At 46.0% G+C, this 20,977-nt stretch carries 18 protein-coding genes and 1 tRNA gene; 13 read left to right on the top strand and 6 right to left on the bottom strand.

Translation table 11 applies throughout. The features are described from left to right. Window positions 1–7 precede the first annotated feature (7 nt). The 4 genes from GQ52_RS08340 to GQ52_RS08355 all read left to right on the top strand — a co-directional run bounded on the left by GQ52_RS08340 (window position 8) and on the right by GQ52_RS08355 (window position 6,671). Window positions 8–3,097: an efflux RND transporter permease subunit gene (locus tag GQ52_RS08340; protein ID WP_047516727.1), complete on the top strand. Its 3,090-nt coding sequence runs from the start codon at window positions 8–10 to the stop codon at window positions 3,095–3,097. Window positions 3,098–3,195: 98 nt separating this feature from the next. After that, window positions 3,196–5,445 carry a cation-translocating P-type ATPase gene (locus tag GQ52_RS08345; RefSeq protein ID WP_235273076.1) on the top strand — a complete coding sequence of 750 codons (2,250 nt, stop codon included), beginning with the start codon at window positions 3,196–3,198 and terminating at the stop codon, window positions 5,443–5,445. A 67-nt stretch (window positions 5,446–5,512) separates the two neighbouring features. Next, the gene (flgB, locus tag GQ52_RS08350; RefSeq protein ID WP_047516730.1) at window positions 5,513–5,935 is read left to right on the top strand and encodes a flagellar basal body rod protein FlgB; all 423 of its coding nucleotides are present in this window, start codon (window positions 5,513–5,515) and stop codon (window positions 5,933–5,935) included. A 232-nt stretch (window positions 5,936–6,167) separates the two neighbouring features. Then, window positions 6,168–6,671: an alpha/beta fold hydrolase gene (locus GQ52_RS08355; RefSeq protein ID WP_235273077.1), complete on the top strand. Its 504-nt coding sequence runs from the start codon at window positions 6,168–6,170 to the stop codon at window positions 6,669–6,671. Between the two features lie 74 nt (window positions 6,672–6,745). On the opposite strand, the gene GQ52_RS08360 is transcribed toward GQ52_RS08355, so the two are convergent. Beyond that, entirely contained in the window at window positions 6,746–6,997 is a 252-nt protein-coding gene (locus GQ52_RS08360) for a hypothetical protein (protein ID WP_047518637.1), read from the bottom strand. Window positions 6,998–7,277: 280 nt separating this feature from the next. On the opposite strand from GQ52_RS08360, the gene GQ52_RS08365 reads away from it, so the two are divergent. The 4 genes from GQ52_RS08365 to GQ52_RS08380 all read left to right on the top strand — a co-directional run bounded on the left by GQ52_RS08365 (window position 7,278) and on the right by GQ52_RS08380 (window position 10,721). Beyond that, window positions 7,278–7,826, top strand: a complete 549-nt coding sequence (locus GQ52_RS08365; RefSeq protein WP_052179073.1) for an RNA polymerase sigma factor — start codon at window positions 7,278–7,280, stop codon at window positions 7,824–7,826. Beyond that, window positions 7,823–8,272: a cupin domain-containing protein gene (locus tag GQ52_RS13760; protein ID WP_052179075.1), complete on the top strand. Its 450-nt coding sequence runs from the start codon at window positions 7,823–7,825 to the stop codon at window positions 8,270–8,272. The genes GQ52_RS08365 and GQ52_RS13760 overlap by 4 nt, the downstream gene beginning before the upstream one ends. Before the next feature lie 21 nt (window positions 8,273–8,293). After that, window positions 8,294–9,400, top strand: a complete 1,107-nt coding sequence (locus tag GQ52_RS08375) for a YheT family hydrolase (protein ID WP_052179078.1) — start codon at window positions 8,294–8,296, stop codon at window positions 9,398–9,400. Window positions 9,401–9,839: 439 nt separating this feature from the next. After that, complete coding sequence (locus GQ52_RS08380; RefSeq protein ID WP_047516733.1) at window positions 9,840–10,721, top strand: DUF4394 domain-containing protein; 882 nt, start codon at window positions 9,840–9,842, stop codon at window positions 10,719–10,721. Window positions 10,722–11,016: 295 nt separating this feature from the next. On the opposite strand, the gene GQ52_RS08385 is transcribed toward GQ52_RS08380, so the two are convergent. From GQ52_RS08385 to GQ52_RS08400, 4 genes are all read right to left on the bottom strand, one after another. Then, window positions 11,017–11,592: an MOSC domain-containing protein gene (locus GQ52_RS08385; protein WP_047516735.1), complete on the bottom strand. Its 576-nt coding sequence runs from the start codon at window positions 11,590–11,592 to the stop codon at window positions 11,017–11,019. A gap of 27 nt (window positions 11,593–11,619) precedes the next feature. Next, window positions 11,620–12,015 (bottom strand): YccF domain-containing protein, encoded by a 396-nt coding sequence (locus GQ52_RS08390; protein WP_047518644.1) that lies wholly within the window; start codon window positions 12,013–12,015, stop codon window positions 11,620–11,622. A gap of 235 nt (window positions 12,016–12,250) precedes the next feature. After that, the gene (locus GQ52_RS08395) at window positions 12,251–13,009 is read right to left on the bottom strand and encodes a hypothetical protein (protein WP_047516738.1); all 759 of its coding nucleotides are present in this window, start codon (window positions 13,007–13,009) and stop codon (window positions 12,251–12,253) included. Between the two features lie 92 nt (window positions 13,010–13,101). After that, window positions 13,102–13,455, bottom strand: a complete 354-nt coding sequence (locus GQ52_RS08400) for a hypothetical protein (RefSeq protein ID WP_047516741.1) — start codon at window positions 13,453–13,455, stop codon at window positions 13,102–13,104. 218 nt (window positions 13,456–13,673) lie between these two features. Between GQ52_RS08400 and GQ52_RS08405 the strand changes: the two genes are divergently transcribed. Then, the gene (locus GQ52_RS08405; RefSeq protein ID WP_047516744.1) at window positions 13,674–14,660 is read left to right on the top strand and encodes an AAA family ATPase; all 987 of its coding nucleotides are present in this window, start codon (window positions 13,674–13,676) and stop codon (window positions 14,658–14,660) included. Window positions 14,661–14,690: 30 nt separating this feature from the next. Further along, window positions 14,691–17,186, top strand: coding sequence for a S8 family peptidase (locus GQ52_RS08410; RefSeq protein ID WP_052179080.1), 2,496 nt, complete (start codon window positions 14,691–14,693; stop codon window positions 17,184–17,186). Between the two features lie 159 nt (window positions 17,187–17,345). Here the strand turns inward: GQ52_RS08410 and GQ52_RS08415 are convergent. Continuing rightward, window positions 17,346–17,422 (bottom strand) — tRNA-Arg (locus tag GQ52_RS08415). Window positions 17,423–17,582: 160 nt separating this feature from the next. On the opposite strand from GQ52_RS08415, the gene GQ52_RS08420 reads away from it, so the two are divergent. From GQ52_RS08420 to GQ52_RS08430, 3 genes are all read left to right on the top strand, one after another. Next, window positions 17,583–18,722, top strand: coding sequence for a sugar phosphate nucleotidyltransferase (locus GQ52_RS08420; protein ID WP_019883187.1), 1,140 nt, complete (start codon window positions 17,583–17,585; stop codon window positions 18,720–18,722). Window positions 18,723–18,818: 96 nt separating this feature from the next. Next, complete coding sequence (locus tag GQ52_RS08425; RefSeq protein WP_047516747.1) at window positions 18,819–20,303, top strand: choice-of-anchor I family protein; 1,485 nt, start codon at window positions 18,819–18,821, stop codon at window positions 20,301–20,303. 150 nt (window positions 20,304–20,453) lie between these two features. Next, complete coding sequence (locus GQ52_RS08430; protein WP_019883185.1) at window positions 20,454–20,957, top strand: cytochrome c5 family protein; 504 nt, start codon at window positions 20,454–20,456, stop codon at window positions 20,955–20,957. Window positions 20,958–20,977 lie beyond the last annotated feature (20 nt).

Here is a 20,977-nt window from a genome sequence, read left to right on the forward strand (position 1 = left end):
GAACAGCATGTTGAATTGGATATTAGATGCTGCTCTTAAATACAAGCTACTTGTGATTCTGGCATTTATTGTCGTGGTTTTTTTCGGCGTAAAAGCATGGCAGGAAGTCCCTTTAGATGCTTTCCCCGATGTGACGCCTGTACAGGTGAACGTTTATACCGAATCTCCCGGACTTGCTTCAGAAGATGTCGAAAAGCTCATTACCTTTCCAGTAGAAAGTTCACTGGCTGGCCTTAAAGGTATAGAGGAAATTCGGTCTGTGTCATTGTTTGGTTTGTCCTATGTCAGTGTGTATTTTTCTGACACAACTGATATTCAACAAGCTCGATTTCTGGTGGGTGAAAAGCTAGCGGATGCTCGCTCTAGAATGCCAGCAGGCTATGGTGAACCAACGCTTGGCCCCAATACCTCGGGTTTAGGTCAGGTACTCTGGTACACCTTGAAGTCAGACAAGCGATCCACAATGGATCTGCGCACATTGCATGACTGGAATGTGAGGATGGTGATGCGTACTGTACCAGGAGTGGATGACATCACATCCTGGGGAGGTAACGAGAAACAATTCCAAGTGCAAATAGACCCACAAAAGCTATTCAAGTATGACCTGACCTTTTCCGAAGTCATTGACCGTTTGGTAACAAATAATCATCAGGTTGGTGGTCAGTACGTCAATATTGGCCAAGAGCAGTTTTTGGTGCGAGGTTTAGGGTTGGTTAAGAACAGCAGCGACATTAAGCGTGTAGTCGTCTCTGAGAATCAAGGTACACCAGTCTATATCGAAAACATTGCCAACGTCGTTGAAGGCGCAGGGCCTCGTTTTGGTGCTGTGACGCAAGATGGTAAAGAAGTGGTGATGGGAATGGTACTTGCCAGGATTGGTGAGAATGCTCAGCAAGTTGTTGACGCCGCTAAAGAGAAGCTGAATCTGGTTAAGGCCACTTTGCCTAAAGGCGTGACGCTGGAAACTGTTTATGATCGCACCGCGATTATCGACAAAGCGATTCGTATGGCAGACCGCGCCATGATTGAAGGCGCATTACTAGTGATTGCCGTATTATTCATGCTGCTTGGCGAAGTTCGCTCCGCTCTGGTCGTGGTTGTCGCCATTCCTATGGGTCGTCTGATTGCTTTTATCTTTATGGAGAAATATGGCATCTCAGCAAATTTGATGTCATTAGGCGGCCTCATCATTGGCTTGGGTATGACCATTGATGGGCCGTTAGTACTTGTTGAGAATTGCTTCAGACGCTTGGCGCATTTCGCTGGTCAGAAGGTGGATAGATCCAAAATCGTCCTGGATGCTTCACGTGAAGTGATCAATCCCATCACTTTTGGTGTACTGATCATCACTGTGGTTTTCCTGCCTATCTTTTCCTTGACTGGCTTAGAAGGGAAGCTGTTTAAGCCGCTCGCCATCAATATGACTTTCGCCATGATTGGCTCAATGATTCTGACGCTCACACTGATCCCTGTGTTGTGCTCTCTGGCATTGAAACCAAAAGAGGAGAGAGACCCTTGGCTGATACGCTTGATTAAGCCTAAGTATGTCTCACTGTTAAAGTGGTGTTTGTCACATAAAAAGTTAGTCGTCGGCTCAACTGGTATTGCCTTCATAGCCGCATTAGCGATGTTTCCATTCTTGGGTAAAGAGTTTATGCCTAATCTGCAAGAACAGGACATTCTATTCCGCGTAACAAGCATCCCCTCAACGTCTTTGGATCAATCCATTGCAGTCTCTGATCGAGTTGCAAAGAGTTTGAAAAAAATGCCGCAAGTACAAAGTAGCCTAGCGATGATTGGTCGTGCTGAAAAAGGCGAAACTGCTGACGTGAACTACATGGAAGTATTGGTGCATCTAAAGCCAGTTGGTGCATGGCCAAAAATGATGACCTATGGTGAACTTGCGCAAGAGCTTCAGGACCAATTAGAGAAGGATGTGCCAGAGGCTGTTGTAGGCGCAACGCAACCGATTCAAATGCGGGTAGAGGAGCTCATCTCTGGGGTGAGAGCTACACTTTCAGCCAAAGTTTATGGCGAGGATCTGGCAACCATAGATCGTATTGCTACTGAGGTACGGTCAGTCATCGCCAAGGTCAATGGTGTTGCTGATTTGGCATTGGAGGCGAATATTGGCAAACCTCAACTCATTATTAATGTAGATCGTGAGGCCATTGCCCGTTATGGCATCAATGCAGACGATGTGCTGCAGATTGTTCAATCAGGGATTGGTGGCAAGACAGTCTCTACCCTGATTGATGGGGTAAAGCGGTTTTCCATACAGGTATGGCTGCAGCCTGAATATCGCAGTGATATCCGAGCGATCAACGATATTCCTATCTCTACAACGCAAGGTGCATTGATTCCACTGTCGCAAGTAGCCAGTGTCGATGTGGAGGAAGGCTACTCATTCGTCAGGCGTGAGCAATTGCAACGTTACGCCGTCATCCAAATGGATGTTCAAGGGCGTGATATTGATGGTTTCGTTAAAGAGGCCCAGACCGCGATCGAACAGCAAGTAAAACTGCCAAGTGGATACTGGATTCAATGGGGCGGCGCATTTGAGAACCAGCAAAGAGCCATGTCTAAACTGGCAATTATTGTGCCGCTCACGATTGGCTTGATATTCGTGCTGCTCTATACAGCCTTCCATTCACTCCGCTATGCCGGGCTGATTATTGCCAACGTACCTTTTGCAGCTATTGGCGGGATTTTCTCGCTGGCGATTGCCGGGCAGTATCTGTCAGTGCCTGCGGCAATTGGTTTCATTGCCGTATTCGGGGTTGCCATGCTGAACGGTATTGTTTTGGTGGAGTTTATCAACGGGCTCCGGGAAGAAGGTAAAACCGTAGATGAAGCTGTACTAGAAGGTACAACGCTCCGATTAAGGCCTGTGATGATGACAGCCATGGTTGAGATTTTCGGTCTAATTCCATTCCTACTGGCAACCGGTGTGGGCTCAGAAATCCTCAGGCCGCTTGCTGTCGTGGTCATCGGAGGTCTGTTAACCGCCACTGCATTAACCCTGGTTTTCCTGCCAGTTGCATACGACTGGATGGAAACAAGAAGGGAGCTCAACGAAGCCAAAATCATCAATTGATTTGGAGTTTTGGTTAATCAATCGCTTGTACCAGGTTGCCGTTTGAACAGCCTGGTCATCTTAAACACATGTTTCATGATTCCATCTAGGAGAATATCGTGAATAGTTCTAAAAGTCATATAAATGAAAATGTGCCGTGCCCGGACTGCATGGATAAAGAATCAACAAAGGTAGCTGGAATCTCAGAGGACTCATCACTCCACTCAGTTTCTGCAGACGATAATGCCGCAAGATTTCGTATACCTTCCATGGACTGTGCCTCAGAGGAGTCTGAAATCAGGCGTGCACTCGCTAAGATTGATGGAATTAAAAGCTTAAGATTTAATCTGGGGGCGCGGGAGTTAATCATTAATGCCGACGTTGACAGCATCCAACTTGCCGTCGAGGCAATCAAAAAGGCAGGTTTCAATTCAGAGTTAATTTCTGATGCAGAGAGTTTTGAAAGTGGTTCAGAGCTATCAAAAGGATTCTGGAATACATGGGGCAGGCCAATCAGCGGTCTAATCTTGGCTGTGATTGCTGAAGTCCTTGAGTTTGCATATCCGGATATTCAAGAAATTAAATATCTTGGAATGGCTTTAGCCAGCATATCCATCATACTCGCTGGACTGGATGTCTACGTAAAAGGCCTCAAAGCCTTCGGTGATGGCCGCTTAAACATCAATGCATTAATGACAGTTGCTGTCACAGGCGCCTTCCTCATTGGTCAATGGCCAGAGGCCGCAATGGTCATGGCGCTATATGCCATTGCAGAAGCTATTGAAGCCAAGGCCGTGGATAGAGCCAGGAATGCGATTAAGAGTTTGATGGAATTAACGCCAGAAGATGCCGAAGTTTTGCAACCGGATGGGGCTTGGAAGCGTGAATTAGTCAAAGACATCCCTATCGATTCAAAGGTACGCATTCGACCGGGGGAGCGTATTCCACTGGATGGCATCGTTATCTCTGGTCAAAGTGCAATAGATCAGTCGCCTGTTACCGGTGAAAGCTTACCGGTTGATAAATCTCCCAATGACGAGGTATTTGCAGGGACAATCAACCAGGCCGCAGAACTAGAGATTCGAATCACTGCACTTTCTTCGAATAGCACAATCTCCAGAATCATCAATGCAGTCGAGGAGGCCCAAGGAGCCCGTGCACCTACACAAAGATTTGTAGATGCATTCGCGGCATTCTATACCCCGGCGGTCTTTGTGCTTGCACTCATCGTAGCCCTCTGGATGCCATTCTTGCTGGAATGGACATGGATGAAGTCAATCTACAAAGCCTTGGTCTTACTGGTGATCGCTTGCCCATGTGCATTAGTGATATCCACCCCAGTGACTGTAGTGAGTGGCCTTGCTGCGGCAGCGAGGAGAGGAATACTCATCAAAGGTGGCGTGTATCTTGAAGAGGCACGCAAGATCAAAGCAGTCGCACTGGACAAGACCGGCACGATTACCGAAGGTAAGCCTAAGTTATCTAATTTCGAAGTATTCGAATTGCAGGCTGACTCAGCCGAATTGAAGGGCATTGCAAAAAGCTTGGCAAGCAGGTCTGACCATCCCGTCTCCAAAGCCATTGTAGAGGGCTTATCTGCGCAGGCGAAGGAGGTTAAAAACTTCAAAGCTATTGCAGGACGAGGCGTCCAAGGCCGAATAGCAGATATTACTTATTTCCTGGGTAATCATCGATGGATTGAAGAGCTTGAACTTTGCACTCCAGAAATTGAAGCTCAATTATCGATATTGGAAAACACTGGTCGCACAGTCAGTTTGTTAGCTACTACCGAAAAGGTGCTGGCAGTTTGCGCGGTTGCCGATACGATCAAAGTCTCCTCCAAAACAGCTGTTTCAGAACTAATATCACTTGGTGTCACACCAATTATGTTGACCGGGGATAATGCGGCCACAGCAAGAACGGTCGGTGTCCAAGCGGGTATTTCAGAGGTAAAAGGCAATCTTTTACCAGAAGACAAATTGAAGGAAATTGAATCTCTTCAGAAACAATTCGGTGTGACCGCCATGACCGGTGATGGAATCAATGACGCCCCATCTTTAGCAAGGGCAGACATCGGTTTTGCAATGGGCGCCGCTGGCACGCACACCGCGATGGAAGCAGCGGATATTTTAGTTATGAATGATGATTTACGTAGGCTACCTGAAACTATTCGACTCTCAAAACAAACGCACGCCATTCTTTGGCAGAACATCGTACTCGCCTTAGGCATCAAGTTTGTATTTTTGTTTTTAGCATTATTCGACAACGCATCTATGTGGATGGCTGTGTTTGCGGATATGGGGGCTAGTTTGATAGTGGTGTTTAATGGCTTGCGACTGATTACTTTCAAACCTAAGTCAAAAAGCTGATTTCGGAAATAATTGCTAAAGATATTCACGGCTAATCATTTGTTGAAGCATTTTAGGGAGAGAAAAGATGTTGCTCAAAAAGTTGGATGAAGAATTGAATTTGCAGCAGGCCGCTTTACGGATACGTAGTCAGCGCCAAGAGTTGCTTGCTTCTAACATTGCAAATGCCGATACCCCACAATATAAAGCGAAAGACATAGATTTTAAAGCGGCAATGCAATCTGCGATGCAGCAAATGTCAGGTAAAAATCCAACAGACCAACATGCAGGCCTGTTGCAGCAGACTAATGAATCACATTTAAACGCGGTGAAAACCAATTCGGGAGATACCCTATACCGTTCTTTAGTACAAGGCTCTGTAGATGGTAATACGGTAGACATGGATGGTGAACGAAATGCCTATGTGGACAATGGAATTCGCTATGAAGCCGGGTTAACTTTTGTGACGGATAAACTTAAAGAAGTGATGGCTGCAATTAATGGCTCATAAGTAAGTACTGTAAATTAAGATTTTCGGGATGCTTCAACCTTTCATCTATTTTTAAATAGAAGGTTACGATTTCCCATCTTTTGCGTGTAACTAGGCCTACTCTCTTCTGCCTAGAATAATTAATCACTAGCCTACCAATGACTGGCTAACTGATTCATACCAATATGCCAATACGATATAAATTGTGTGCCACCTTAGAGATTGCTATTTATAGTTGCTCATTTGTGCTGGAATGGCTGCTCAACATGGTGGAATAACTGCTCAGTATTACTGGAATACACAGCTGGATGAGCGTGAGGCGGTTAAACAGCACCGCCAGATATTGCGGTCCAGCAAAACAGACTTGTTTAAAGAAGCCAAAGCCAGATATCGCTATCGCTCATCTGAGCTGCTGGAACATATGGTTCAAGCCAGGTTCCGCACCAATCCGCGTGCTTTCGATGTGCTGATCCCGCCGCACCCGGAGTTTGATGAGCTGGTTCGGAATATTTATGTGCCGACCTTATTAGTGCTTGGCAGCGAAGGCATTGTTTCTGCTGAAACCGCCCGCGAACTGCATGCACTTAACCCTGACCTGCAATACAAGTTAATCCCTGATGTCGGGCATGGGCTGCCATATGATGAGCCTGAACGTTTAGCGGCTGCGATTCATACATTCTTAAAACCAACATTCACCACTACCCGGCCCCTGAAGGCGCCAGGCAGTTTTTCAGTCAGTGCCGCAAGTGCTTATTAGGTCGGGAGGCTGCTTCAGTTGAGGTGTGGTGAGTTCACCATCGGCTGGTGAAAAAATAGAGAATGAATGGCGATTCAAGGCTCAAACTTCATTAACACTTCTTCATCCGCCACCATGTCCAGAATCTCATCACTGAATGCATCCGTGCACTCGCTAGACCATTCTGCCCCCGCATTGGCATCTGTGGTAAACATGGGCAAAAAGCTCATGTACATAAATCGCCCATCTTCAAGCTTAATTGCTTGCACATCGTCCGGGTGCTCGACCAGATTCCAAGTATCAGGTGCATCCATTTCCAGTTGAACAGTGACTAATAGTTTTTTCATACGGCGTCTTTCATCGATAAATGTGCGGTGACTATAGGTGTTGTTGCGGTGAAACACAAGAAAACTTCTAGCTAAGTTTTTATGAGTGTGTGGCTAGTGAATAGCACAGAGATGAATTGTTACGAGTTTATTTTTGAATCGCTAATAATTTACTAGGCTATTATGATCCTCTAAGGTGCAGTCATATTTATATTTTGTGAAATCTGCATCTAATTAAAGAAATTAGCCGTATGTATGAATTGTTGCAATATAAATTTTAAAAGAAAACTTGGAATGAATTGTGATAGATGACATCGAGGGTTTAATAGCTCGAATAATAGATAGAGACGAGGATGCTTTTAATGATTTGTACGAAGCTACTTTTAGTAAAGTCTATAGTTTGGCTTTGAAGATTACAAAAGATCCAAGTACTTCTGAAGAGGTGGTTGAGGATACGTATTACCAGATATGGCAGGAAATTTATCGTTACGATTTCAACAAGTGTCCTTTGTATAACTGGATGTTAATCATTTGCCGTTCTCGTGCTATCGATGCGTTGAGGAAGCGCAATGCAATCCCTGAGATGGTCGTTAATTACGATTGGGCAATAGAATCAACGGACTTGTCAGCAGACGATAGGTTGCAGGACAAGCAAGCGTCGCTGGCAGTTGTTAAGGCTTTGTCAGAAATTAAACCCTTACAAAGACAACTATTGCACCATGTTTTTTATTATGGATTAACGCATCAAGAAATATCTGATGTGATGAATATGCCGCTTGGCTCGGTGAAATCAACGATTAATAGAGCTCAAAAATTATTAAGAGAGAAACTCAAAGGTGAGCAGTTTTGAATAAAGATATTACAACCAACAAACCTGAATCATTGGATTTTGATTTATTTCTTGAGTTGTTTCAGGCGACGCCAGATTTGGTGCCTAATCCCGATACAAAAAGTCACATCAAGGCGAAATTGATGCAACGCGTTGCACAAAGTCGGGGCGCGCAATTTTTTGTATTTTCAGAGCAAGGTCATTGGAAGTCAATTAACCAGGGAATTCAGATAAAGATCTTGAAGAGTGATACCCAAGCTAAATCATTTCTGCTGAAGCTCGAACAAAATACCATTATTCCATACCATGACCATCAAAAAAATGAGGAAACTTTTGTGCTTGATGGCGAGGTCTGGCTGGATGGGATTCATTGTAAAAACGGTGATTATCATTTTGCTGGTGCAGGCACGTTTCATAAAGAAATCCGCACTGAAAACGGATGTACGCTTTTGATTAAGACTTATTGATATGTCATCAGCCAATACAAAATGAAAGTTATTTATTTTATTCTGGCAATGACAGCATCAATGTTTTTATGTTCATCAACATGCCTTGCGACCAATGATTTTAAGGCACCGATATGGCAAATTGGCGGGCACATGCAAACGATCATCCCCTCTCTTTTTCCGCTGGTTGCAAAGCAAACCTATGTGCGAGAGCGTTGGGAGTTATCGGATGGGGATTTTGTGGATGTCGATTGGACCGAACCGCCTGAACGTTTGGATAACACGCAAAATAAACCTGTATTGGTACTGTTCCACGGCCTGGAGGGAAGCTCTCAAAGTCATTATGCCAGGGTGATGATGTCCTCTGCAAAGCAGCGTGGATGGCTTGGCGTGGTGGTACATTTTCGCGGCTGTTCAGGCGAGCCCAATCGACTACCCCGTGTTTACTATGCCGGGGATGCTGAAGAGATTAATACGTTTATTTCAATCATTCATCACAAGCTCCCTGACAACGAGATTTATGCGGCTGGCGTGTCTTTGGGTGGGAATGCGCTTCTTAAATGGCTAGGTCAATATCCGAGTGATGCGCTTCGCTTAGTCAAAGCCGCTGTTTCAATCTCAGCGCCGATTGATTTGAAAGAAACGGCTCATAGTCTAGATAAGGGCGTTAATTACTGGTTATACAGTAAACACTTTGTCGCTTCGATGAAGCCAAAAGCGTTGCAAATGGCTCAGCGGTTTCCTGATTATTTAGATACAAAACGTATTCAGGCAGCCAGCACTGTGCAAGATATGGATAATGCGGTGACCTCGGTGTTATTTGGCGCAAAGAATGCTGACGAATATTATGAAGTGAATGCCTCCAAACCATGGTTGCTGGCGATACAAACAGAGACCCTGGTTTTAAATGCAAAAAATGATCCTTTTGTTCCCTTTGATACCTTACCTTCAGAAGCTGAAGTATCAAGCACTGTTCATCTTGATTATCAGGCTGAGGGCGGGCATGCCGGTTTTTATGGCGATGCAGACCAAGACTCTCCATGGCTTGCGGAAAGAGTATTCAACTTTTTTAATGCGACGCAACAATCACAGCTGGATGCCGTGTTAGACCCCCTTATTCACTTTCACCCTTCCTCTCTTTATCAATAACCGCTCATCCCTTTCTCTCGTTTTTCAGCGCGTCATTCGCCAATAGCGACGTCGCCGTCACCCTTGCGCAATTGATGTGATTTATTTTGCCCAATCACCAGTCAATCGCATTGGGCATGCATCCATTTGCAAATGCATTACGTATATATGTGGTGAGAGAAGTTTTTCTGCTCTCACAATCAGCATTTAACCAGGGATAGGTAAGTGTTGCGTTATTACAGGTTTTTTGTTAACGCGATAATAGATGCTGATGTGTGGTATTGAGGGAAATCCAGTCATAAACCGTTAAGGGATTGTCATAAAAACGGCTTTTGTTGTCGTTGATACTGGGGAGCGTTAGTTGTGTATCTGGGCTGGGCTGATGGTTAAGGCTGGTCTGGGCCACAATTTCTTCGATGTAATTTTAATAACTTAATAGTAATTTTGAAGAGAGGTTCACATGAAGATTGGCTTTTTTTATAAGGCAGTGTTAGGCGCAAGTCTGCTGGTGGGGTCCCATGTTAATGCAGATACCTTGTATGGATTTAATAGCAGCAATATTGCTGTGATTGATACCTTGAATTTAGGTGCCGTTTCTTATATTAATATTTCGGGCCTGGGGGCGAATGAAAGATTGCTTGGTGTTGATCTCAGGCCGACTGATGGTCTGGTTTATGGCCTGACCAGTCAAAACAGGTTGTATACACTGGACACGACTACCGGTGCAGCGACCTTCAAGAGTAACCTCACAGGGGCTTCTCTGACTGGGGAGTCTATCGGGGTCGACTTTAATCCAGTCGCCGATTTCGCTGGTAACGCTTCGCTACGCGTAGTCACTGGCACAGGCAATAACTATGCGGTCAATGCCAATACCGGCGCGGTGGGAAATACCACCGGTGCAAATATTGGCAGTGGTTACACTGCCGTTGCCTACATCAATTCAACCCCCGGCATCGCGCCAGCCAGCACGGGATTGTATTATGTGAACACAACTAGCGACTCACTACATTTTCTGGCTACTGGATTTAATAATCCAGCCGGTGCAGGTGGAATCCAGACAGTTGGCTCGCTGGGTGTGAGTGTGTTGTCCGCAAGTGGCTTTGATGTTCTTGGCAATGGCAAGGCCTATGCCTTGTTTAATGTGAACGATGGTACCCTGGATTCACAGTTATTTTCGATTAACCTCACAACTGGCGCTGCTACTTATATCACGACTCTAAATGGTACTTTTAACGGTCTGACTGGTCTAGCTGCTGTACCTGAGCCAGAAAGCTATGCGTTGTTATTGGCTGGCTTGGGCCTGATCGCCGGAGTGGCAAGACGTCAGTCTCGTCAACGTTAATAAATACGCAGCAAAAAACGGATATCTAATACACTGGTATCTAATATTTAAGAAGGCCGATGTCTCTAAGCATCGGCCTTTTTTATAGGATTTTATTCTGGTGGGCTAGACGGCACTCACACCTGAATGGCACGCGCCCTGAAGCGTTTGAAGAGGTCTGGCGCAAACAAGGTGAGGTGTCTACAAAACCGTGGGTAGCCCACTCTTCCTGTTTGAGATAGTGCGCCCCAGAAGATGAAAGTGGGCACTGGTCAATTAAGATTCCGTTGGTTTGAATGACAGTTGAAACTAGTCGCTAGTCATTGCCGAAAAGGGATAGGGTGGATTGCCGAGGTGCATCAGTGTCAGTCCCTACAACGACCTGTACAGTATCTCCAGTATGTAACAGACCACCGCGCAGAATGCGTGCCGTTATACCGCCATGGCCGCGCATAGCGTTGTAACCGCCTGCCCCTAGCACTTGTTCCATTCTTGAGCAGGGCTCACAAGGGCCTGTTATCTCCAACACTACATTACCAATCAACAGATGCAATGGCTGATCTTTAAATAGCGATTTTGTCGCCAGCAGATTGATGCCGGAAACAATCAAATTACGCCTGAGCAAAGCCGGATCAATCTGTAAGTGACCCGTGAACGCTGCTATCACTGGTAAATGCTCTGCTTGCAGCAATGTTACTTGTCGTTTACTTCCATTCGGAGCCGATGACTGGCGCAAACTTGCGCGATCTCCCTGTAATCCAAGGTTGGCAGTGGCATGCACTTGATCTTGTAGCAAACAAGGCTGGCCACGACCAGGACGCAAGTAAATGGCATCCAGCCGCCCAGGCTGGCTAAAATGTTGAGTCAATTGACGCAGGGTAACGGTTTGCATGAATGCTAGTGTGGATTGTTGGTAAAGCTATTTACTCACGATTGTTTTACCAATTGGGGCGAGTGAAATGGCAGCAAGTTTTAGATGTTGAATACCAAAAGGAATGCCGATGATAGTAACGAAGCAAGCAAGTGCAGAAATCAGATGACCAATTGCCAACCATGCGCCGGCAAAGATAAACCAAATGACGTTTCCAACAAACCCAAGTACACCGGTACCAATATCATCCTTCTGATTTAACACGTTGCGACTCACTGCTTCTCGACCAAATGGTAAAAAGGTAAATTGGCCAATGACAAAACAGGCTTTTCCCCAAGGGATGCCAATGATCGTTATGAACGCCAAAATACCAAAGAACCACCAGGCCAGGCCCATGAAAAAGCCGCCAAAGATGAACCAAAGAAAATTACCAATACTGCGCATTTTTATTCCCCCTTTTGTACGCGAATTTAAACCAATTTCATATGGCTGACGAGATCATTGATTAAACATAACTTAAAAAGGGCTGCCCTACGCCTGGCGTAGTTATATCTTTCAAGTGGATGAACTCTTAATACTGTGAGATAACGTTCCGCGATAGGGGCAAGGTGCGAAATTAGATTCGGGAGAGTAGCCATTAGGTGAGTCATGTAGTAAGTTCTAGCTAATTATGGCAGGCTCAAGGCCAAAGAATCTCGATATGAACGTTGTTGAAATCTGGGTCTTCTACGTTTCCTCCATGAGTACATTTCATTCCTTGTGGCAGCGATTGCATCCTGACTTCTTGCCCCTCTGGAATGACCCCACCAAAAGCCTGAAACTCAATGAATCGGTTAAGTAAATCAATGACACCATCCATGTGATCTGGTGAGACGCCATGAACACTTAAATCAGGTCGACCAAACTTTCTCATCCCGCGTGTGTGCAGCCATTTCTTGTTCTCGCTTTCATCGGAGACGAGTATAACGACATGTTCTCTAGGTAATGCTTCTGCAGGCTCAAATACAGTTGATCGCCACTCTCCTGGCTCCCACCATTTGAAGCTTTGTGGATCATAGACTGCTACTCCATCAGCTTCTAGAAGTCCGGTTAGTAGACCAATCGTGTTTCGGAAATAGTTGAGCGTGGAGTCATCATGTATTTCGCCTTTGATAACGACGCATTTGGTCTGTGCTGAAATTAATTGGGCAAGAGCTGGTTGATCTTTGCATAGTTCATTCCACAGGTAGCCCTGTCGAAAATCATCTAAAACTTCAGGAGAACTTCCTGTACCGTAGGCACTAATTTGAATGTCTTGCGGAATGGAGTCACATCGGTGTCTGGTGCGAGATAGTTTTAATTCATTTGTATCACTACCGAAAACAACGTAGAAAAGGAATGGGGGAGCTACATCTTCTGAGTAGTATTGACGTGGCCAGTCTTCAAGTTGGTTATCCATAATTTAAAATTCAACAGTTTAATTTTGTATCAGTTTTATGGTGATTTATCTCTCTAATTTTAATTCACCTTTAAGCGCGAAAGAATCGGTGGTCATGCAATCCCACCTGGACCAATCAACTTTGCGTTAATTGCACCATGAACCATTTCACCATCCTGAAAATACACAATAAACCAGAATGAGACATCCGTGGAGTTCAATTGCTTTGTTGCCGTTGATGAAGCTTTATTTATGATTGATAGCAAAGATGCTGGTAAATCTGCATCATTGATCAACCTCAAACGAGGCATTATGGATACCGGATCTTCGTCTAGGCTCTCGTCATAAAATAGAACAAGATCAGTCGTTCCAAAATGCTTCGCGCCATCCCAAAATGCTGTAAACAATCTGTCATCTATGAGATCAGCAAATCTGCGCTGCGAAACAGGATTAATGTGGTTGCTCATTTTAGTGTTAAAGCATGAGGTTAATATTTTGAGGTTGTGGGTTGGTTAATAAACAATATATCTTAAGAAGTCGCCATGATATTATTTGATACAGTTAGGGAAGTGGTAAAAAATGGCCTAAGTGACTGAAATATTAACTAATGTAAGTTGATATTTCTACAGGAGGGCAACAAAAAAAGACCATGGGTAATACTTATTGAGTCGGGTGGAGAGTGTCAGTGTCTAATGCTAAACAAGTTATCGCAATGCTGAGAAGTCGTGCAGAGGGTGATGATGAGGCATTCTATTCAATTGCTCTACAGATAGCAGCATCGGAAGCGCGCCAGGGTCATCGACATACTGCTGAAGAAATGCGCTCGGAAGTAGATAAGGCACGCTCTAAAGAATCCAGAGGCATGTCAGTGCCATTGAAGTTTGCAAGTCCGCGAGGTGATATTGAAGGTTTGCTCGAGTTGCGTGAGCCGCGCTTCAAGCTGAAGGATGTGATTCTTAGTGATCGAATACTGACTGGACTAGGTGATGTGCTTCGTCAACAACGCAAACGAAATTGGCTTCGCGAACATGGCAAAACCCCTAGCCGCCGAATTCTCTTTATTGGACCGCCTGGATCCGGTAAAACAATGTCTGCAGAAGCCATGGCTGGTGAACTGCAGCTACCGCTGTTTGTTATACGCCTTGAAGGCCTAATTACGCGATATATGGGTGAAACTGCCGCTAAACTAAGGTTGATCTTCGATGAAACCAATAAGCGGCGCGGAGTGTATCTGTTTGATGAATTCGACGCCGTCGGAGGAAATCGAACCGCAACAAATGATGTGGCTGAAATGCGTCGAGTTTTAAATTCCTTTTTGCAATTTATCGAAGGTGGAAACTCAACGGATAGCGTGATAATTTGCTCAACTAACTACCCGTCTTTGCTCGATCATGCGCTGCTTCGTAGGTATGACCAGGTGCTTGAATTCCAAGCTCCTAACGCGGAACAAATACAGCAATTGGTGTTGGCTAATCTGAAACCAATGAAGGGCGTGAGGCTTTCATGGAAAAAAATCATCTCTCAAGCTGAAGGACTTAGCCAAGCTGAAATTGTACGAGCAGTAGATGATGCTGTTAAATCAGCTATCCTTGATGAAAGAAACACAGTTTCGACTGAAGATATATTATTCAGACTCAATGAGCGAATAGAAATGCGGAGCGCATTCTCCTAATTAAATTACGCCTAGAATATTAATAATTAGATGGCATTCACACTCCCTCACATAGATATATCTCCCTTCGTAGTTAGTCACGAGTATCAAGGCTCAAGAACTCCAATTAGCCATGAGGATCGTGTAAGAGCTGAACATGGGAACCGCGTTCAGCGACAATTGGACGCGGCGCTGAATGTGATGGATGTAATTAGGCAAGAAGCACCTGATCTTGCAGAGTCCTCTGGTTCATACATTGAGGTTGAGCTGCGTTCGGGAACTCAACCTGATCTTCTAGACATGAGTTCTAGAAAAATCAAAAGTGGTGCTTCAAAACTCGGCATCAGCAACGAAAGAATCATTGCTCTTTATATTCCAGATAACGCTCGAGATACTTTACTGTCGATGGTGCAAGATTATTTGACAGCGCCGCTAACAGATGGGGGTAATCCAAGAAATAAACAAAAAGTTGAAGCGATTGAGGCTTTTCGTGCTGCGCGAATGGAAACATTATGGACCGATGAGCCGGAAACACTGCCTCAAGAAGCTGATGCACCAATCTGGTGGGGTTTGTGGTGCTGGCGAGATAATGTCGAAAAGGTTGTTGGTGCCTGTAATCGATATGAATTACAAGTTAGTAATCCAGACAAGTGGTTGTTTTTTCCTGAAGTGATTGTTGTACCAGTGTTTAGTAATAGACGATCCGTAGAGTGGATAACCTACGCAACTGGAGGAATAGCTGAGCTACGTAGGGCGAGCGATAATCCATCATTTTATATTAATGATGTTAGGGGTGAGCAGCTAGCATGGTTAACTGATATGGCAGAGCGTGTTACATGGCCAGATGCAAATGCTCCGGCTGTTTGTCTGTTGGACACAGGAGTTAACCGCGCACATGTTTTGATTGAGCCTGCTCTTTCAATAGTTGACATGCATTCACATAAATCGGAATGGGGGGTGGATGATCATCACAACCACGGAACCGAAATGGCTGGACTTGCGCTGCATGGTAATTTAACAGCACCGCTGGGAGATAATTCGCAAAGAGTTTTAGGTCATCGGTTAGAGTCAGTAAAATTGCTGCCACCGGATGGTTTTGATCCAAATGAACCTAGCGCTTACGGCTCAATCACACAAGCGGCTATTATTCGCCCAGAAATATCTCAGCCCTATAAGCAACGCGCATATTGCATGGCAATTACAAGTGATGTAAATGGTGCTAAACCATCCGCTTGGAGTGCCGCTATGGATCAGGCTGCGATGGGATCGATGATTGCAGATGACGAAAATTCACCAAAGCGTCTAATTTTTGTTTCTGCTGGAAATGTTGATGAGGTGATTGATAAAAGCCAATTAAGATCTCAAGATGATTATGCAATAGAAGATCCAGCCCAAGCTTGGAATGTAGTCACTGTAGGTGGCTACACTGAACTCAGTGATATCCATGATCCTGGATTTGAAGATTACTTACCTCTAGTAGCGCCAGGTGCGCTCAGTCCTCACAGCAGAACCAGCGTAAGCTGGCCAAGAAATTCCCCTATAAAGCCTGAGATAGTTATGGAGGCGGGGAATCGTGGGGCTAATCCAGCGGGAAATGATCTTTATACTTTAGAATCGTTAAGCCTGTGTACTACGGGCCGAGATACTGCAATGCGGCCGATAGTTACTACACATGCAACAAGTGCTGCCACTGCTCAGGCAGCTAGGTTGGCTGCCCAATTGATGGTAGACCATAGTGATTATTGGCCCGAGACTATTAGAGGGTTGATCGTTCATAGCGCCGAATGGACGCCATATATGTTAAATCAGTTGGCAGCAAATCCTAACAAAGACTATCACTATCAACTTATTCGACGTTTTGGCTATGGGGTGCCTAGCTATGAAAGAGCTTCTGCTTCATCAATTAACCACCTTGCATTAGTCACTCAAGCTGAAATCCAGCCATTCAGACTGGATGGGAACAGGCAATTTAATGAGTGTCATTATTACACTTTGCCTATACCCAGGGCGCTGCTTGAACAGCTTGAAAATACTGAGGTGCAATTAAAAATTACCTTGTCATATTTTATTGACCCTAATCCTGGTTTGTCTGGCACCATAGATCCACAGCGCTATCAATCCCATGGCTTGAGATTTGATTTACGTAGAAAGAATGAATCTCTTGAGATATTCAAGCAGCGTGTAAATGCATCTGAGCGTGATGATCCGCGAGTGCGGCCCCGTACGACACCCGATGATGAAAGGTGGATGCTTGGTCCACGAAGCGTTTCTGCAGGATCTTTACACTGTGACACATGGATCGGACCAGCAATTGAGTTGGTGGGAAGGGATTTATTGTGTATTAAGCCGGTTGGTGGTTGGAGTAGGTTTAGATCAACTGCCGAACATTGCAACAGCGAGCGCCGCTACTCCCTTATCATCACTTTTAAGACTGCAGATACCTCAATAGACCTCTACACTCCAATTGAGAACCACATTGCTGCCCTATTAAATGTTGAAACTCAGCAAAGTGTTGAAACCGTTGTGAGACAAGATAATTTATTTTAAAAACTTGTGTATACAAGTATTCCTAGAGGGATTCCGTTCAATGTTGAATATAGTTCAACATTGATTAAGGACTATCTTAAGTAATTGTTTGGGAGTTACCCTGGCGTTACCCCAGGAAATATTTAGTTCCAGAAGATTTTCTTAATCTGTTGATTTATATGGTGCGCCCGGCGGGAGTCGAACCCACGACCCTTGGCTTCGGAAACCAATACTCTATCCAGCTGAGCTACGGGCGCAATCCTGCCATTATAGCAAATAAGTTGCGCTGGCTTGGCGCGTGCCGTCTATTTTCTCTTTTTGCCTGCTGCGCACAACTACGCGTCTGAAATAATATTGTCATAGTGCGGGGCTATGCTTGCCTGAGGAAATATTAAGATTGTTTAAGGGTATTGCACTATGAAAGCCATGATTTTGGCCGCGGGGAAGGGTACACGTGTCCGGCCGCTGACGTATGAATTGCCTAAACCGATGATTCCGGTGTTGGGTAAGCCGGTGATGGCGTATCTGATCGAGCATCTGGCCATGCATGGCGTGGCCGATATCATGGTGAATGTGAGTTATCTGCACCAGAAAATTCAGGATTATTTTGAAGATGGCCATCGTTTTGGCGTGAATATTGGCTATTCGTTTGAGGGTGATATTGTCGACGGCAAGATCGTGCCACATGCGGTGGGCTCTGCCGGAGGCATGCGCAAGATTCAGGACTTTAGTGGCTTTTTTGATGACACGACGATTGTATTGTGCGGTGATGCGATTATTGACCTCGACATTACGCGCGCGGTGAAAGAGCACAAGGAGAAGGGTGCGCTGGCGAGCCTGGTGACCATGCAGGTGCCTATGGATAAGGTGTCTGGCTATGGCGTGGTGGTGACTAATAATGAAGGCCGTATCATTTCTTTTCAGGAGAAGCCTAGCCAGCTAGAGGCGCGCTCCAACTGGGCGAGTACCGGGATTTATATTTTCGAACCTGAAGTATTAGACCTGATTCCTTCCGGCAGCGAGTTTGATATTGGCTCGGATTTGTTTCCTTTATTGGTGCAGCGTGGCCTGCCGTTTTACGCGATCCAGCATCCGTTTAACTGGATTGATATTGGCGTGGTGAGCGATTATTGGCTGGTGATGCAGCAAATGATGCAGGGGTTTTTCCCGTCGATGCCGATCCCAGGCAAGCAGGTCAAACCTGGAGTGTGGGTAGGGCTGAATGTGCATATTGATTGGGAGCACACGCAGATTGAGGGGCCGGTGTATATCGGCTCCGGTTCGCGTATTGATAAAAACACCCGGATTATCGGCCCGACCTGGATTAACGCTGGTTGCCATATCCAGCGCGACAGCACGGTGATTCGCTCGATTTTGTTTGATTACACGCGCATTGCCCAGGGCTATGCGATTGAAGACCGCATTGTGTGCGGCGAGTATTGTGTCGACCGCAATGGCCGCATGGTGCATATGGATGACGACAATTGCGACATTATCTGGACTGATGCGCGCGAGAAAGTGGTTTATCCACAAAACTACGCTTATGCCAGACTGTAGTTTGTAGTCCGTTGCCATGTTTCTGACATGCCAGCGTCAAGGATTTGTCATGTTGGGTGACTATGCTCTCTGGAGTTTTGAGGAGAGGGTAAACACATGAAAAAAATGACTTTAATGATGGGCTTGCTGTTCGGTAGCATGAGCATGGCACAAGCGGCAACAACGTACCAAATTAGCAAAGAGTGGACATTTGCCCACAGTGGTGGTGGCTATTTGTCTGAAATCCCGGCCTTTGATGTGACCACCAACACTTTGTGGGTGGCTGGCGTAAAAGGGGTGGACGTATTAGATGCGAACACCGGTAGCTTGCTGCAACGCATTGATACCAGTGCTTATGGCAGTATCAACAGCGTGAGCATCAGCAATGGCATGGCTGCATTTGCCATTGAAAACAATACACGTACCAATGCTGGTATCGTGCAGTTGTATAACACTTCCAGCAGAAGCCTGGCCGCAGGCACCAACACATTCACCGTGGGTGCATTGCCAGACATGCTGACATTCACCCCAGATGGCAGCAAAATTCTGGTCGCCAACGAAGGCACGCCAAATGTCTATGGCTCACGTATCGGCAACAGCGTACCACGCGTCTATGGCGCCTCTGCCAATGACCCGGTCGGTAGCGTCACAATTATTGATGTGACCAGCCGCACTGTGGCTGCGACGGCCACTTTGGCCGGTGTGACAACTTCTGGCAGCCATATCCGCACCAATACCGGCATGGATTTTGAGCCGGAATATATTGCAGTCAGTGCTGACGGCAGCAAAGCCTATGTCACGCTGCAAGAAGCCAACGCGATTGGTATCCTGGACCTGAACACAAACTCTTTCACAAAAGTGGTGGGCCTGGGCGCGAAAGACTTCAGTCAGCCGGGTAACAGTATCGACCCGCTCAATAATGGCAGCGTTAATTTTATCAGCGCTAACGTAAAGGGCTTGTACATGCCTGATGGGATTGCGACCTATGACGTGGCTGACAAGACTTACCTGGTGACAGCTAACGAAGGTGATTTCCGTGAAGATGACGGTGACCGCTCTGCTGCCAGTTCACTGGGCGCGACTGGCGACTTGGCCAATATCCGTGTATCGAATACGGACTCATCTCCAGGCGATCTGTACGCAGCAGGCGCACGCTCTTTCAGCATCCGTGATGCCGATGGCAACCTGGTGTATGACAGTGGCGATATCCTCGATAAAGAAGCGTTTGCACGTGGCATTTACGATGATGGCCGTAGCCGTGACAAAGGTGTGGAGCCAGAAGGCGTAGATTTGTTCACACTGGGTGGCCGCACCATTGCTGCTGTAGGCCTGGAAAGAACCCTGAAAGGCGCGATTGCCCTGTTTGATATTACCGACCCGACCAAGGTCAGCTTTATCGACATGATCGTGTCTGATGGCGATTTGGCGCCAGAAGGTCTGGTCGCCTTTGAAAAAGACGGCTCTATCTTCCTGGCGTTTGCCAACGAAGGTTCTAACACGACTTCCTTGTTCCGTATCAGTGCCGTGCCTGAGCCAGGTTCTGCAGCGATGCTGGGCCTGGGTTTGGTCGCGATGGCGGCCATGCGTCGCCGTCAGAAGTAATCGGTCATTCTGACTACATTCAGCCGGGCATGGCAACATGCCTGGCTGTTTGTTTTTAGGTACATGGAAAAGCCTGCACGCGCGTTTCCTGTCCAGTCGTTCTGCGTTATAATCGCGGGGATATTTTTTCTAACGCAACGGGATACGGATATGTCGGATTACAAACAAGGTTCAAGCATTAAAGAGTTAATTATTGCGATTCCAGGTGCCATTGTTGGATTTACTTTGCTGGTTTCGTTACTGGCTTACCTGTTTGGCGTGTTTGGCAGTGAAAAAGCCGCCCCGTCCAAAGAAGAAACGGACGCAGTCGAGCAAAAAGTGGTGGCCAATATCAAACCGGTGGCGACCATTGAAGTGGCTGAAGCCGCTGGCGCCCACGTTGAAAAGAGTGGCGAAGAGATTGTGAAAGGCACTTGCGTGGCCTGTCATGGCGTAGGTGCATTGGGTGCGCCAAAAATCGGTAATGCTGGGGACTGGGGTCCACGTATTGCACAAGGCTATGAAACCCTGGTTAAACATGCGACAGAAGGTATTCGTAGCATGCCACCACGCGGCGGCGCGGCTGACCTGAGTGATCATGAAGTGGCAGATGCCGTGGCTTATATGGCAAATCAGGCTGGTGCAAAGTTTGATCCTGCCAGCTTGAAGAAGTAATTGCTGTGAATGTGAGAAGC

Source organism: Methylophilus sp. Q8 (genome assembly GCF_000800115.1).
Classification (GTDB): domain Bacteria; phylum Pseudomonadota; class Gammaproteobacteria; order Burkholderiales; family Methylophilaceae; genus Methylophilus.